Source organism: Streptomyces sp. NPDC017225 (assembly GCF_044331465.1).
Lineage (GTDB): Bacteria > Actinomycetota > Actinomycetes > Streptomycetales > Streptomycetaceae > Streptomyces.
In genome coordinates this window covers 629,060-642,804 of sequence record NZ_JBIRNE010000003.1, presented here as the reverse complement: position 1 = coordinate 642,804, position 13,745 = coordinate 629,060, and the positions used below count along the sequence as shown (strand labels likewise).

The following is a 13,745-nucleotide window of genomic DNA, read 5'->3' as shown; positions in this document are numbered from 1 at the left end:
TCCTTCGTCAGCCGACGGTGCGTACGAACTCGGTCCAGGCGGCCGGCCCGACGAGGACCACCGGGCCACCGGCCACCTTGCTGTCCCGGACGGGGACGACACCGGGGACTCCGTCGGCGACCTCGACGCAGTCGCCGCCTTGGCCGTTGCTGTAGCTGCTCTTCGTCCAGCGGGCGTTGGTCAGGTCGTACTCGCGCATCGTCTGAAGTCCTCCGCCGCCGACTCGACCAGGGCCAGGGACGCCTCCGGCGACAGCGCGGCGACCCTGAGTAGATCGTATGTGCGCTGGGCGTGCGTCACCACGGCTGGACTGTCGATGAGTGTGCCTGAATACTCCGTCTCCGTATAAGCCACCGGCGGGGCGTCCTCGAAGTCCATGAGTTTCAGCATCCCGCCCATGGCCGCGTGCGCCCCCGCCTTGTACGGCAGCACTGTCACCACCGCCATGCGCTCACGCATCAGCCGTGCGATGTGCTCCAGCTGAGCGGCCATCACCTGTTGGCCGCCCACCGGGATCCGCAGCACGTTCTCGTGCAACGCGACCCAATACTCGGGCCGTGTAGCGTCGTCGAGGATCAGTGAGCGCTCCAGACGGGCGGTGACGATCTCCTCGACGTAGGCGTCGGACTTGAACGGGTTGGCGGCGATCGTCACCGTGCGTGCGTACTGCTTCGTCTGGAGCAGGCCCGGAACCACCGTCGGTGCGAACTCGCAGACCCGCGTGGCCAGGCGCTCCAGCTCCACCACACGGGCGAAGTAATCCGCATACCGAGGATCGTCAATCAGCTTGCGGCACAGCCGCTCGAAAATACCGTCGGTTTGCAGTACTCCGTCAATCCGCTGCGCCACATCCAGCTGAGGCTTGCGAATTGCCTGTTCGAACTGGCCGATGTATCCGCCGGAGACGAATACCCGCGTCCCCAGCTCGACTTGGGTGATTCCGGCGTCCTCTCGCCGGCGTTTTAGTTCAATACCGAAGAACTCCCAAGCCGCTTGCCGTGAACCGTTGGCCATAACCAACCCCCCTGTACTGAACCGCACTTGTAGTGCGCGAACTCCCCCCGATTGTAGTCACGGAGAGGCATTCTAGGGACACGAAGAGTGAAACCGTAAAGGGAAGGGGAACACGGTGGAGGCACGGCATGCGACGCCCTGCGTCGAAGAAGCGGAGGTAACGGTGAAAGAATTGCGCGCAGCGCTCACTGAGGCAGGAATTACTCTGCCGTCACTCGGGCTGGACCCGGTGAGTCTTGCGCGGGAGGCGCCCTGTCCGCTCATCGAATTGGGACGGTGTTCCGTCGAGACCGCGCGGCGACTCGCGGCGGTGCTGCGATGATGATGCCGCCGGTCGGGTCCTATGCCGTCGACCTCCGGAGCGGGCGGGTCGGCGTCGTCATGGGGCACGAGGGGCCGTACGTGCAGATGCGGCCGTACGGCGGGGGGCGGGAGTGGGACGCCGAGCCGGGTGACGTTCGCCACGCCACCCCGTCCGAGCGGCTCAGCGCGGCGACGGCGTACACCAACGCCCGAAGCCGTGGCGAGGTGCCTTGAAGCCATGCGCGAGAATGGACGCCATGAGTCTGTTCCGCGACGACGGCATCGTGCTGCGCACCCAGAAGCTGGGTGAGGCGGACCGGATCATCACGTTGCTCACGCGCGGTCACGGACGCGTACGCGCCGTGGCCCGCGGGGTGCGGCGGACCAAGTCGAAGTTCGGGGCGCGGCTGGAGCCCTTCTCGCACGTGGACGTGCAGTTCTTCTCGAAGGGGAGCGAGCTGGTCGGCCGCGGGCTGCCGCTGTGCACGCAGAGCGAGACCATCGCGCCGTACGGCGGCGGGATCGTCACCGACTACCCGCGGTACACCGCCGGGACGGCCATGCTGGAGACGGCCGAGCGGTTCACGGACCACGAGGGCGAGCCGGCGGTGCAGCAGTACCTCCTGCTGGTCGGCGGGCTGCGGACCCTCGCCCGGGGCGAGCACGCGCCGAACCTGGTGCTGGACGCGTTCCTGCTGCGCTCCCTCGCCGTGAACGGGTACGCCCCGACCTTCGGGGACTGCGCGAAGTGCGGTATGCCGGGACCCAACCGGTTCTTCTCGGTCGGCTCGGGCGGCTCCGTCTGCGCCGACTGCCGGGTCCCCGGCAGCGTCGTACCCTCGCCGCAGGCCCTGGAACTGCTCGGGGCGCTGCTCACGGGAGACTGGGCGACCGCGGACGCGTGCGAGCCGCGCCACGTCAGGGAGGGGAGCGGGCTGGTGTCCGCGTACCTGCACTGGCACCTGGAACGCGGCCTGCGCTCCCTGCGGTACGTCGAGAAGTCCTAGTCGAGAAGTCCCGGAAGAACAGACAGACAGTACGAGGAGACGAGAGACACATGGCCGTACGCGGGTTCCTGGGGCGTCAGCGCCGGGAGTACACGACGCCGGAGCAGCACCCGTCCGGCGCGCGGCCCCCGAACCTCGGCGAGCTGGTGCCGGAGCATGTGGCGATCGTCATGGACGGCAACGGGCGCTGGGCCAAGGAGCGCGGGCTGCCGCGCACCGAGGGGCACAAGGTCGGGGCCGAGCGGGTGGTGGACGTGCTCCAGGGCGCGATCGAGATCGGCGTGGAGAACATCTCCCTGTACGCCTTCTCCACCGAGAACTGGAAGCGGTCGCCGGACGAGGTGCGCTTCCTGATGAACTTCAACCGGGACTTCATCCGCAAGAGCCGCGACCAGCTCGACGCGCTGGGGATCCGGGTGCGCTGGGTGGGGCGGATGCCCAAGCTGTGGAAGTCGGTGGCCAAGGAGCTCCAGGTCGCCCAGGAGCAGACCAAGGACAACGACCGGCTCACTCTGTACTTCTGCATGAACTACGGCGGGCGCGCGGAGATCGCCGACGCCGCGCAGGCCCTCGCCGAGGACGTGCGGGCCGGGCGGCTCGACCCGTCGAAGGTGAACGAGAAGACGCTCGCGAAGTACCTGTACTACCCGGACATGCCGGACGTGGACCTCTTCCTGCGCCCGAGCGGGGAGCAGCGGACGTCCAACTACCTGCTCTGGCAGAGCGCCTACGCGGAGATGGTCTTCCAGGACGTGCTGTGGCCGGACTTCGACCGGCGCGACCTGTGGCGCGCGTGCCTGGAGTTCGCCTCCCGGGACCGGCGCTTCGGCGGCGCGATCCCGAACGAGGAGCTCCTCGCCATGGAGGGCGGGCCGGATCCCTCCCGCCCGTCCGGTGTTTGATCCTCCCAGCCCGTCCGGCGTTTGAGGACGAGGCCGCCAGGCCGAAAGGGGGCCCGGGGCGAAGCCCCGGCCCCACGGCTCAGCCGCCGGAGGCGTTCGCGCAGTCCGCGCAGGTGCCGAAGATCTCCACGGTGTGCGCCACGTTGACGTAGCCGTGCTCGGCGGCGATGGCCTCCGCCCACTTCTCGACCGCGGGGCCCTCGACCTCGACCGCCTTGCCGCAGGTGCGGCAGACCAGGTGGTGGTGGTGGTCGTCGGTGGAGCAGCGGCGGTAGACGGACTCGCCCTCGGCGGTGCGCAGGACGTCGACCTCGCCGGCGTCGGCGAGGGACTGCAGGGTGCGGTAGACCGTGGTGAGCCCGACCGAGTCGCCCTTGTGCTTGAGCATGTCGTGGAGCTCCTGTGCGCTGCGGAACTCCTCGACCTCCTGGAGGGCCGCCGACACGGCGGCCCGCTGCCGGGTGGCGCGGCCCTTCACGGGCGGTCCAGCGGTCGTCACCGGTACTCCTCCTCACGTCTGCCGTCTGGGGCTTGCCGGGCCATTGTGCCAGCCCGGCCGCCCGGCGGTCAGACGCCGACCTCGTCGGTGGCCCCACGGGTGGCCGGAATCTTGCACTCCGCCGGATCGGCGGCGGCCCGCGCCGCGGTGGCCGCCCGCGCGCGTCGCCGGGCCAGTGGCGCCGCCAGCGCGGTGAGCAGGACGAACGCGCCGATGGTGAGCAGCACGATGGTCGCGCCGGGCGGCACGTCCTGGTAGTACGAGGTGACCGTGCCGCCGATGGTCACGCTGACGCCGATGGCGACGGCGATCGCGAAGGTGGCGGCGAAGCTGCGGGTGAGCTGCTGGGCCGCGGCGACCGGGACCACCATCAGCGCCGACACCAGCAGCAGCCCGACGACGCGCATCGCGACCGTCACCGTCACCGCCGCCGTGACGGCCGTCAGCAGGTTCAGCGCGCGCACCGGCAGGCCGGTGACCCGGGCGAACTCCTCGTCCTGGCTGACGGCGAACAGCTGGCGGCGCAGGCCGAGGGTGACCAGGACCACGAAGGCGGCCAGCGCGCAGATCGCCGTGACGTCGGACTCGCTCACCGTCGACAGCGAGCCGAAGAGGTACGAGTTCAGGTTGGCGTTGGAGCCCGTCGGCGCCAGGTTGATGAACATCACGCCACCGGCCATGCCGCCGTAGAAGAGCATGGCGAGGGCGATGTCGCCGCGGGTCCTGCCGTACCAGCGGATCAGCTCCATGAGGACCGCGCCGAGCACGGCGACCAGCGTGGCCATCCACACCGGGGACCAGGTGAGCAGGAAGCCCAGGCCGACGCCGGTCATCGCCACGTGGCCGATGCCGTCGCCCATGAGGGCCTGGCGGCGCTGGACCAGGTAGATGCCGACGGCGGGCGCGGTGATGCCGACCAGGACGGCGGCCAGCAGCGCCCGCTGCATGAAGGCGTAGTTCAGGATTTCCATGGGGGCCTTCTCAGCTCAGCAGTCCGGTGCGGATCGGTTCGGCGCCGGCCGCCGCGTGCGGGTGTACGTGGTCGTGGCCGGGCAGCGCGTGCTGGCCGACCGCCTTGGGGGGCGGGCCGTCGTGCAGGACGCAGCCGTCGCGGAGCACCACGGCCCGGTCGATCAGGGGCTCCAGCGGGCCCAGCTCGTGCAGCACGAGCAGGACGGTGGAGCCGGCCGCGACCTGCTCGCGCAGGGTGGCGGCCAGGACCTCCTGGCTGGCCAGGTCGACGCCGGCCATCGGCTCGTCCATGATCAGCAGCTCGGGTTCGGAGGCGAGCGCGCGGGCGATCAGTACCCGCTGGTGCTGGCCGCCGGAGAGGGCGTCCACGGAGTCCTTGGCCCTGTCCGCCATGCCGACCAGGTCGATGGCCCTGCGTACGGCCTCGTGGTCGGCCCCGCGCAGGATGCCGAAGCGGGCCCGGGAGAGCCGGCCGGACGAGACGACCTCGGTCACCGTCGCGGGGACGCCGCCCGCGGCCGTGGTGCGCTGCGGGACGTAGCCCACGCGCGCCCAGTCGCGGAACCGGCGGCGCGGGGTGCCGAACAGTTCGATCTCGCCGGCCGTGACCGGTACCTGGCCGATGACGGTGCGTACGGCCGTGGACTTGCCCGAGCCGTTGGCGCCGAGCAGGGCGACGACCTCGCCGCGGCCCACGGTGAGGTCGATGCCGCGCAGGACGGGGCGTGAGCCGAGCTCGGCGCGGACGCCGCGCAGGGATATGACGGGCTCGTCGACGGGCCTGCTCACGGGCTCGTTCATGCCGCTGCCCTCCAGAGGGTTGGTCATTTGGCTCCCAGAGCCGTCCGCAGTGCCTTGAGGTTGGCTTCCATGACCTGGAAGTAGTCGTCGCCGCGGGACTTGTCGGTGATGCCCTCGAGCGGGTCGAGGACGTCCGTCTTGAGGTTGGAGTCCTGGGCGACCGTCTTCGCGGTCTTGTCGCTGACGAGCGTCTCGTAGAAGATCGTGGAGACGCCGTCGGCCTTGGCCATCTTCTCAAGCTCCTTGACCCGGGCGGCGCTGGGCTCGGCCTCGGGGCTGAGACCGCTGATGGCCTCCTCGGTCAGGCCGTAGCGCTCGGCGAGGTAGCCGAAGGCGGAGTGCGTGGTGATGAAGACCTTGGTGTCCGTGTCCTTCAGGCCGGTCTCGAACTTCGTGTTCAGGTCGCCGAGCTGCTTGACCAGGGCCTCGGTGTTCTTCTTGTAGTCGGCGGCATGGTCGGGGTCGGCCTTCTCGAAGGCCTTGCCGACACCCTCGGCGACCTCGGCGTACTTGACCGGGTCGAGCCAGATGTGGGGGTCCTTGCCGCCGGCCTCGTGGCTGTGGTCGTGGCCGTGCTCTTCCTCGGTGTGCTCTTCACCGGCGTGCTCTTCACCGGCGTGCTCCTCCTCGTGGGCGGCCTCGCCCTCGTGGTCGTGGCCGCCGGCCTCGGCGCCGTGCTCCTCCAGGGCGGTCAGCGTGGCCGCGTCGATCTTCGTCTTGACGCCGGACTGGCCGATGGCCTCGTCGACGGCGGGCTGGAGACCTGTGAGGAAGAGCGCCGCGTCGGTCTCCTCCAGCTGCGCGCGCTGCTTGGTGCTGAGCTCCAGGTCGTGCGGCTCCTGGCCGGGCTGGGTCAGGCTGCTGACGTTGACGTGGTCGCCGCCGATCCGCTCGGCGAGGAAGGCCATGGGGTAGAACGACGCGACGACGTCGAACTTGTCGGTGTTGCCCGCCGCGGCGCTGTCGCCGGAGCAGGCGGAGAGGGTCCCGAGGCCGAGCGCGGCGGCCGCGGTGACTGCTATGCCGGATATGTGTCGTCGTCGTACGTTCATGGCATTCATTTTCAACAAATATGGAAACCGTTGTCAACAAACGGTCGGTCCGGCGGGCTCGGGCCGGGCGAGGAGCCGGGCCGCGGGTCCGGCCGGTGGACGGGCGGGAGCCCAGGTGGGCCCCGATTTGGCCGAGGGGCAGTCCACGCCGGTAACCTGAGGCATTCTCTGGAAGCATCTCGCTTCGTCGCCCGTCGTCGTAATGAAGAGAGCACCGTGGCCGCCGACAAGATCGACACCATCGTCAGCCTGAGCAAGCGCCGTGGCTTCGTATTCCCGTGCAGTGAGATCTACGGCGGTCAGCGCGCCGCCTGGGACTACGGGCCGCTGGGTGTCGAGCTCAAGGAGAACCTCAAGCGCCAGTGGTGGCGCTACATGGTCACCTCGCGCGAGGACGTCGTCGGTCTCGACTCGTCCGTGATCCTGGCCCCCGATGTCTGGGTGGCCTCCGGCCACGTCGCCACCTTCACGGACCCGCTGACCGAGTGCACCTCGTGCCACAAGCGGTTCCGCGCAGACCACCTGGAAGAGGCCTACGAGGAGAAGAAGGGCCGCGCCCCGGAGAACGGCCTCGCGGACCTCAACTGCCCCAACTGCGGCAACAAGGGCACCTTCACCGAGCCCAAGCAGTTCTCCGGTCTGCTCTCCACCCACCTCGGCCCGACCCAGGACAGCGGCTCCGTCGCCTACCTGCGGCCCGAGACCGCACAGGGCATCTTCACCAACTTCGCCCAGGTGCAGACCACTTCGCGCCGCAAGCCGCCGTTCGGCATCGCCCAGATGGGCAAGTCCTTCCGCAACGAGATCACGCCCGGCAACTTCATCTTCCGGACCCGCGAGTTCGAGCAGATGGAGATGGAGTTCTTCGTCAAGCCGGGCGAGGACGAGAAGTGGCAGGAGTACTGGATGGAGCAGCGCTGGAACTGGTACACCGGCCTGGGCCTGCGTGAGGAGAACATGCGCTGGTTCGAGCACCCGGCCGAGAAGCTCTCCCACTACTCCAAGCGCACCGCCGACATCGAGTACCGCTTCTCCTTCGGCGGCAGCGAGTGGGGCGAGCTGGAGGGTGTCGCCAACCGGACGGACTACGACCTCTCCTCGCACGCCAAGGCCTCCGGCCAGGACCTCTCCTACTTCGACCAGGAGGCCGGCGAGCGCTGGACGCCGTACGTCATCGAGCCGGCGGCCGGTGTCGGGCGCGCGATGCTCGCCTTCCTGCTCGACGCGTACATCGAGGACGAGGCGCCGAACGCCAAGGGCAAGCTGGAGAAGCGCACGGTGCTGCGCCTCGACCCGCGCCTCGCGCCGGTGAAGGTCGCCGTCCTGCCGCTGTCCCGCAACCCGGAGCTGTCGCCCAAGGCCAAGGGCCTCGCCCAGGCGCTGCGGCAGAACTGGAACATCGACTTCGACGACGCCGGTGCGATCGGTCGCCGCTACCGGCGTCAGGACGAGATCGGTACGCCGTTCTGCGTGACGGTCGACTTCGACACGCTCGAGGACAACGCCGTGACGGTGCGGGAGCGGGACACGATGAAGCAGGAGCGTGTGTCGCTGGACCAGATCGAGGGATACCTGGCCTCGCGGCTCGTCGGCTGCTGAACGCCCGTCGCCGTTGAGGTACCGGGGGCTTCGCCTCCTGGGCCTCGGGGACTGTGCCCGCCCCTCACCCGACTCGGTCGGGTGAGGGGCGGGCATTCGGCGTTCTCGCGGGCCTTGGTTCGTCCTTCGGCGGCCCGGGGGCGGCGCGCGCTCCGGCCCGGAGGCCGTGGCGAGCTCGTGGGGATGAGTGCCCGAAGTGCGGGAACCCGCAGAAATGCGGAAGGTGATGTTCCCAGGGTTTCCACAGCATGCGCTCCCCACGGCATGCACAGGGCGAGGACGAACAGTCATGGCTGAGCAGAAGTCGGCGCAGACGCTCCCGCGACCGTTGCACGCGGCCGCATCGGCGCTGCGGAAGGTGCCGGGCGCCGAGACGGTCGGCAGGACCGCCGAGGGCGCGCTGGACAGGTTGGGAGCGGTGTCGCCGCGTGGGCGGCGGGTGGTCGTGTACACGGGCGCCGGGGTGCTGGGCATCGCCGGACTGGTGGAGTGGCCGGTGGCCGTCACCGGAGCGGCGGTGGCCTGGCTGACGCAGCCACGGCGCAAGGAGTCGCCGGGCGGGGGCGCCGCGCGGGTGACGGATCACGGGGCGAAGGCCTCCGGCGGGGGCGAAGCGAACGGCGGCGGTACGAAGAAGGCCGGTACGGCAGGTACCGCCGAGGCGGGTGCGGCCGCGTCGGGTGCGGCGAAGAAGAGCACCGCTGCGGCGAAGAGCACCGCGCGGAATACCGCCAAGAAGACCGCCGGAACGCAGACCGCCGCCAAGAAGAGCCCGGCGACGAAGAGCCCGGCGAAGACGAGCGCGGCCAAGACAAGCGCGGCCAAGACAAGCGCGGCGAAGACGAGCGCGGCGAAGACGGGCACCGCGAAGTCCGGTCCCGCCGAGAAGAGCACCGCGAAGGCGAGCCCGGCGAACAAGAGCACGGCCAAGACGACCACCGCCAAGAAGGCCGCCGCGAAGAAGACCACCCCGAAGAAGGCCACCGCCAAGAAGGCCACCGCCAGGAAGTCCACGGCCGGCACCTCCCGGAGCACGTCCTCCCGCGGCACCTCCAAGACCAAGGCGTCCACCAGCCGGCCCACCGGTACCGCGGGCGGCCGTAGCCGGAAGAAGACGGCGGCATCCACCCGGAAGGCGGGCTGAGAGACAACGATGGTCGGTGGACTTCTGACGCGCTCCCAGGACACCGTCACCGGATTCGTCCTGGCCGGTCCCCGGCTGCTCGCGCGCGGCACCGCACCCGCGGTGGGCGCCGCGGCCGGCGCCGCGGCGGGCACCGCACGCGCCGGTGTGCGCGGCGCGGACTTCGCGGCACGCGCGGCACGGGTCGCCCGCGCCGCGCTGCCGGGCGGCACCCGGGACTGGCGGGCCGGACACCGGGCGCACCTCGCGCTCCGGCCGGCCGCGACGGAGGAGGTACGCCGGGCGGGCGGCACGGAACGCGTCGCGCGCCGGGTGGCGACCGCCCTGGCCGAGCACCCGGACGTGGCACTCGCCTACTGGGACACCGGCCTAGCCCGGCTCGTGGTGACCGCGACCGAGGAGGCGCTCACCGACCGGGTGGTGGACCGGGCCACCGAACTCGCCGAGCGGCACGGACTGACCCGGGCGGAGCAACGCGGCCCGGGCGATCCGGTGGAGGAACTGGCCCACCCCGGCGACCCGGCCTCGGTGCGCGTCGCGGCCGCCGCCCTGGGGGCCGACGCCCTGGGCATCGCCGCCGCCGTGACCGGCGCGCGCCTGCGACTGCCGCCCTCGCCCCGCCTGGTGACGGCGGTGGCGACGCTGCTGCGCGAGAACCCGACCTTCCGTGCCTGGCTGCGCGCACGGCTCGGCGCGCACGGCATGGACGTGGCGCTGGCCGCCGCCAACGCGGCCGTCCACGGCGCCGGTCAGAGCTACACCTCGCTGGTGCTCGACGGGGCGCTGCGCGTCTGCCAGCTGACGGAGGCGGTGACCCGGACGGCGACCTTCGAGGTCGTGCACGACCGGCTCTGCGTCCCGGGCCGGGCCAGTCTGCCCGCCGACCCCTCCCTGCGACCGCCGCTGCGGAGCTCCCCCGCCCAGGACTACGCCGCCCACGCCTCGACCGGCAGTGTGGCGGGCGCGGCGGCGACCCTGCTGGTCAAGCACGACGTGGCCGAGGCCGCCGAGGCGGTGCTGGCCGGTTCGCCCAAGGCCGCGCGCTACGGCCCCGCCGCCTTCCACGCCGTACTGAGCGCCGCGCTGTCCCGTACCGGCGTACTCGTACGCGACCCCGAGCGGCTGCGGCAGCTGGAGATGGCCGCCACGGTCGTCCTGCATCCGAGTGCGCTGCGGGTGCCGGACGCGGGCGCGGACCCGTGGACCGAGGACGTGCTGGACGCGGCGCGGCGCGCGGGCCTGCGCGTGGTGATGGTGGAGGACCCGGCGCTGGCCGACTTCACCGGTCTCGCCGACCAAGTGGTCAGCGCGAAGCGGCCGTTGCGGCAGGTCGTGGACGAACTGCGCGCCGAGGGCGGCGTCGTCACCGTCGTACGGCCCCGGCCCGGCGACGACGAGACGGTGACCGCCGGGCTGCTCGGCGGGGACGTGGCCGTCGCGCTGGCCGACGGCAACTGCCCGGTGGCGTGGGGCGCGGACGTGCTCGCGCCGCAGGGTCTCCCCGACGTGTGGCGGCTGCTGCGGGCGGTGCCGGCGGCCCGCGCGATCGGGCACCGGTCGCAGACGCTGGCCCGCTCCGGGGCCGCGCTGTCCGGGCTGCTGGTGGCGGTCGGCGAGGCACGGGGCAAGGGCAAGGGCAAGGGCAAGGACGGTGGCGGGGGTGTCGGTTCGGCGCTGTCCGGGCTGCGGCACGCGCCGGTCGACGTGAGCGCGGCGGCGGCCCTGCTGTCCGGGACGCGCGCCGCCCTCGGCGTGGCGATGGCCCGCGCCCCGCACCCCCGGGCGCGGGTGGCGTGGCACGCGCTGGACCCGGACGACGTACGGGACCGGCTGGACCACGAGCGCGAACCCGAGCCGACCGTCGTCGAGCAGGCCATGGGCCGGCTGCACGCGGTCGCCGACCGGGCGGGCCGGGTACGGGCACTGGCCCCCGCGCGCTGGTCGTGGCAGCTGGCCCGGGCCGTACGCGGTGAACTGGACGATCCGCTCACTCCCGTGCTGGCGGTCGGCTCGGCCGCGTCGGCGATCCTCGGCTCGGTCGTGGACGCCCTGCTGGTGGTCGGGGCGCTCGACCTGAACGCGCTGGTCGGCGGGTTCCAGCGGCTGCGCGCCGAACGGGCGCTGTCGGGGCTGCTGGCGGAGCAGAAGCAGAAGGCGCGGGTCGCCGAGGAACCCTCACGGGCCACCGAGGAGCCGTCGCGAAGGGGCGACGAACCCTCTCGGGAGGGCGAGCCGGGGACCGGGCCGGGCGAGTCGCGGATCATGGACGCGGCCAGACTGCACCCCGGCCATGTGATCGAGCTGAAGGCGGACGACGTCGTGCCCGCCGACGCCCGGCTGCTGTGGGAGGACGGCCTGGAGGTGGACGAGTCCGCGCTGACCGGTGAGTCGCTGCCGGTGGACAAGTGCGTGGACCCGGCGCCCCGCGCCCCGGTGGCCGAGCGGTTCTGCATGGTCTTCGAGGGCACGACCGTGGTGGCGGGGCGGGCCCAGGCCGTCGTCGTCGACACCGGCGACCACACCGAGGCGGCGCGGGCGGTCGCGCTGGCCGCCCGTACGCCCTCGGCGGCCGGTGTGCAGGCCAGGCTCCAGGAACTCACCCGCAAGGCGCTCCCGCTCACCCTGGCCGGCGGGGCCGCCGTGACCGGCCTCTCGCTGCTGCGCGGGGCGCCGATCCGGCAGGCCGTCGCCGGTGGTGTGTCGGTGGCGGTCGCGGCGGTGCCCGAGGGGCTGCCGCTGGTGGCGACGGTGGCGCAACTGGCCGCGGCCCGCCGGCTCAGCCGCCGCGGCGTCCTGGTGCGCACCCCGCGCACACTGGAGGCGCTGGGCCGCATGGACACCATCTGCTTCGACAAGACGGGCACGCTCACCGAGAACAAGCTGCGGCTGACGCGGGTCGCCGGTGCCGACGGCACGGTACGCAAGGTGGACGACCCGGACGCCGCCGGCGCCGTACGGATCGCCGCGCGCGCCTGCCCCCGCCTGGACGGCGAGGGGACCCGCCCCACCCACGCCACCGACGAGGCCGTACTGGACGCCGCCGGGGACGACCCGCAGTGGACGCAGGACGAGGGCCTGCCCTTCGAGACCTCCCGCGGCTACGCCGCCGCCGTCGGACGCGACGGGGACGGGGCGCCGGAGCTGGTCGTCAAGGGCGCCCCGGAGACCGTGCTGCCCGCCTGCGCCGACCTGCCGTCGCACGCCTGGGAGGTGGCGCAGAGCCTGGCCCGCGACGGACTGCGCATCATCGCGGTGGCCCGCCGGCCCCTGCGCCGGAATGAGAAGGCGGCCGACGTACTCGAACAGCAGCCGTCGAAGCTGGAGTTCACCGGAATGCTCGCGCTGGCCGACGTGGCCCGCGAGACGTCCCCGGCGCTGGTGCGCGGGCTGCGCGAGGCGGGCGTACGGCCCGTGGTGCTGACCGGCGACCATCCGCAGACCGCCCACGCCATCGCCGTCGACCTGGGCTGGCCCGAGGACGCGGTCGTGGTCACCGGCGACGAACTCGCCGCCGCCGACCGCACGGTCCGCTCCCGCATGCTGCGCGACGCGGACGTCGTGGCCCGGGTGGCGCCCGAGCAGAAGCTCCAGGTCGTCGAGTCGCTGCGGGACGCCGGGCGGGTCGTCGGCATGGTCGGCGACGGCGCCAACGACGCCGCCGCCATCCGCGCCGCCGACATCGGCGTCGGCATCAGCGCGCGCGGCTCGGCCGCCGCCCGCAACGCCGCCGACCTGGTGGTGACGGGAGACGACCTGCTGGTGCTGGTGGAGGCGGTCCGGGAGGGCCGGGCGCTGTGGCACAGCGTCGCCGACGCCATCGCCATCCTGATCGGCGGCAACGCGGGCGAGGTCGGCTTCGGCATCCTCGGCACCGTCCTCGGCGGCGCCGCCCCGCTGTCCACCCGGCAGATGCTGCTGGTCAACCTGTTCACCGACCTGTTCCCCGCGATGGCGGTGGCGGTGACGCCCACGGGGGACCCCGAGCAGGAGGAGGCCGACGCGGGCACGCCGCTGGGCACGGCGGTGCTGGGCGAGCCCCTGATCCGCCAGATCCGGCACCGGGCACTGACCACGGCACTCGGCGCGACCGCGGCCTGGCTCCTCGGCCGCTTCACGCCGGGAACGGGGCGCCGTTCGACGACGATGGCCCTGTGCGCCGTGGTCGGCACCCAGCTCGCCCAGACCCTGGCCGACCGCCGCGGCAGCCGCCTGGTCCAGGTCACGTCGCTGGGATCCGCCGCGGCCCTGGTCGCCCTGGTCCAGACCCCGGGCGCCAGCCAGCTCTTCGGCTGCACCCCGCTGGGCCCGGTGGCCTGGGCGGGCGTGGCCGCGGCGATCGCCCTGGCACTGGCGGGGCAGCGGGCGCTGCCGCAGGTGGAGGAGGCGGTCGTGAAGTACTGGCCGAAGGTGGCGGAGCGGCTGCCGGCGGCGGCGCGAAGCGTTCTGGCGTGA

Annotated in this window: 12 protein-coding genes; 5 read left to right on the top strand and 7 right to left on the bottom strand. The window is 72.3% G+C overall.

All coding sequences use genetic code 11. The features are described 5' to 3' along the window. Window positions 1-7 precede the first annotated feature (7 nt). Both ACH4NX_RS10200 and ACH4NX_RS10195 read right to left on the bottom strand, forming a co-directional pair. Window positions 8-199: a DUF397 domain-containing protein gene (locus ACH4NX_RS10200; protein WP_351388066.1), complete on the bottom strand. Its 192-nt coding sequence runs from the start codon at window positions 197-199 to the stop codon at window positions 8-10. Beyond that, window positions 181-1,014, bottom strand: a complete 834-nt coding sequence (locus ACH4NX_RS10195) for a helix-turn-helix transcriptional regulator (protein WP_351388069.1) — start codon at window positions 1,012-1,014, stop codon at window positions 181-183. Before ACH4NX_RS10195 ends, ACH4NX_RS10200 begins: the two co-directional genes overlap by 19 nt. 321 nt (window positions 1,015-1,335) lie before the next feature. On the opposite strand from ACH4NX_RS10195, the gene ACH4NX_RS10190 reads away from it, so the two are divergent. From ACH4NX_RS10190 to ACH4NX_RS10180, 3 genes are read left to right on the top strand one after another with little or no spacing between them, the layout of a single operon-like run. Further along, window positions 1,336-1,551, top strand: a complete 216-nt coding sequence (locus tag ACH4NX_RS10190) for a hypothetical protein (protein ID WP_351388648.1) — start codon at window positions 1,336-1,338, stop codon at window positions 1,549-1,551. A 23-nt stretch (window positions 1,552-1,574) separates the two neighbouring features. Continuing rightward, window positions 1,575-2,324 (top strand): DNA repair protein RecO, encoded by a 750-nt coding sequence (gene recO / locus ACH4NX_RS10185; protein WP_279559301.1) that lies wholly within the window; start codon window positions 1,575-1,577, stop codon window positions 2,322-2,324. Window positions 2,325-2,374: 50 nt separating this feature from the next. Beyond that, window positions 2,375-3,226 (top strand): isoprenyl transferase, encoded by an 852-nt coding sequence (locus ACH4NX_RS10180; RefSeq protein ID WP_351388072.1) that lies wholly within the window; start codon window positions 2,375-2,377, stop codon window positions 3,224-3,226. Window positions 3,227-3,305: 79 nt separating this feature from the next. On the opposite strand, the gene ACH4NX_RS10175 is transcribed toward ACH4NX_RS10180, so the two are convergent. The 4 genes from ACH4NX_RS10175 to ACH4NX_RS10160 form a co-directional block, all read right to left on the bottom strand. Further along, window positions 3,306-3,725 carry a Fur family transcriptional regulator gene (locus tag ACH4NX_RS10175; RefSeq protein WP_345591816.1) on the bottom strand — a complete coding sequence of 140 codons (420 nt, stop codon included), beginning with the start codon at window positions 3,723-3,725 and terminating at the stop codon, window positions 3,306-3,308. Window positions 3,726-3,793: 68 nt separating this feature from the next. Beyond that, window positions 3,794-4,696 carry a metal ABC transporter permease gene (locus ACH4NX_RS10170; RefSeq protein WP_351388076.1) on the bottom strand — a complete coding sequence of 301 codons (903 nt, stop codon included), beginning with the start codon at window positions 4,694-4,696 and terminating at the stop codon, window positions 3,794-3,796. Between the two features lie 10 nt (window positions 4,697-4,706). Next, entirely contained in the window at window positions 4,707-5,525 is an 819-nt protein-coding gene (locus ACH4NX_RS10165) for a metal ABC transporter ATP-binding protein (protein WP_398128516.1), read from the bottom strand. After that, entirely contained in the window at window positions 5,522-6,550 is a 1,029-nt protein-coding gene (locus tag ACH4NX_RS10160; protein ID WP_398128515.1) for a metal ABC transporter substrate-binding protein, read from the bottom strand. The genes ACH4NX_RS10165 and ACH4NX_RS10160 overlap by 4 nt, the downstream gene beginning before the upstream one ends. Window positions 6,551-6,766: 216 nt before the next feature. Here ACH4NX_RS10160 and ACH4NX_RS10155 point away from each other — a divergent pair, with 216 nt between their 5' ends. Next, window positions 6,767-8,149, top strand: coding sequence for a glycine--tRNA ligase (locus ACH4NX_RS10155; RefSeq protein ID WP_279559296.1), 1,383 nt, complete (start codon window positions 6,767-6,769; stop codon window positions 8,147-8,149). A gap of 64 nt (window positions 8,150-8,213) precedes the next feature. Here the strand turns inward: ACH4NX_RS10155 and ACH4NX_RS10150 are convergent, their stop codons facing one another. After that, on the bottom strand, window positions 8,214-9,332 hold the full coding sequence (locus tag ACH4NX_RS10150; RefSeq protein ID WP_398128560.1) for a pentapeptide repeat-containing protein: 1,119 nt from the start codon (window positions 9,330-9,332) through the stop codon (window positions 8,214-8,216). On the opposite strand from ACH4NX_RS10150, the gene ACH4NX_RS10145 reads away from it, so the two are divergent. Next, entirely contained in the window at window positions 9,303-13,745 is a 4,443-nt protein-coding gene (locus ACH4NX_RS10145) for a cation-translocating P-type ATPase (RefSeq protein WP_398128514.1), read from the top strand. The genes ACH4NX_RS10150 and ACH4NX_RS10145 overlap by 30 nt on opposite strands.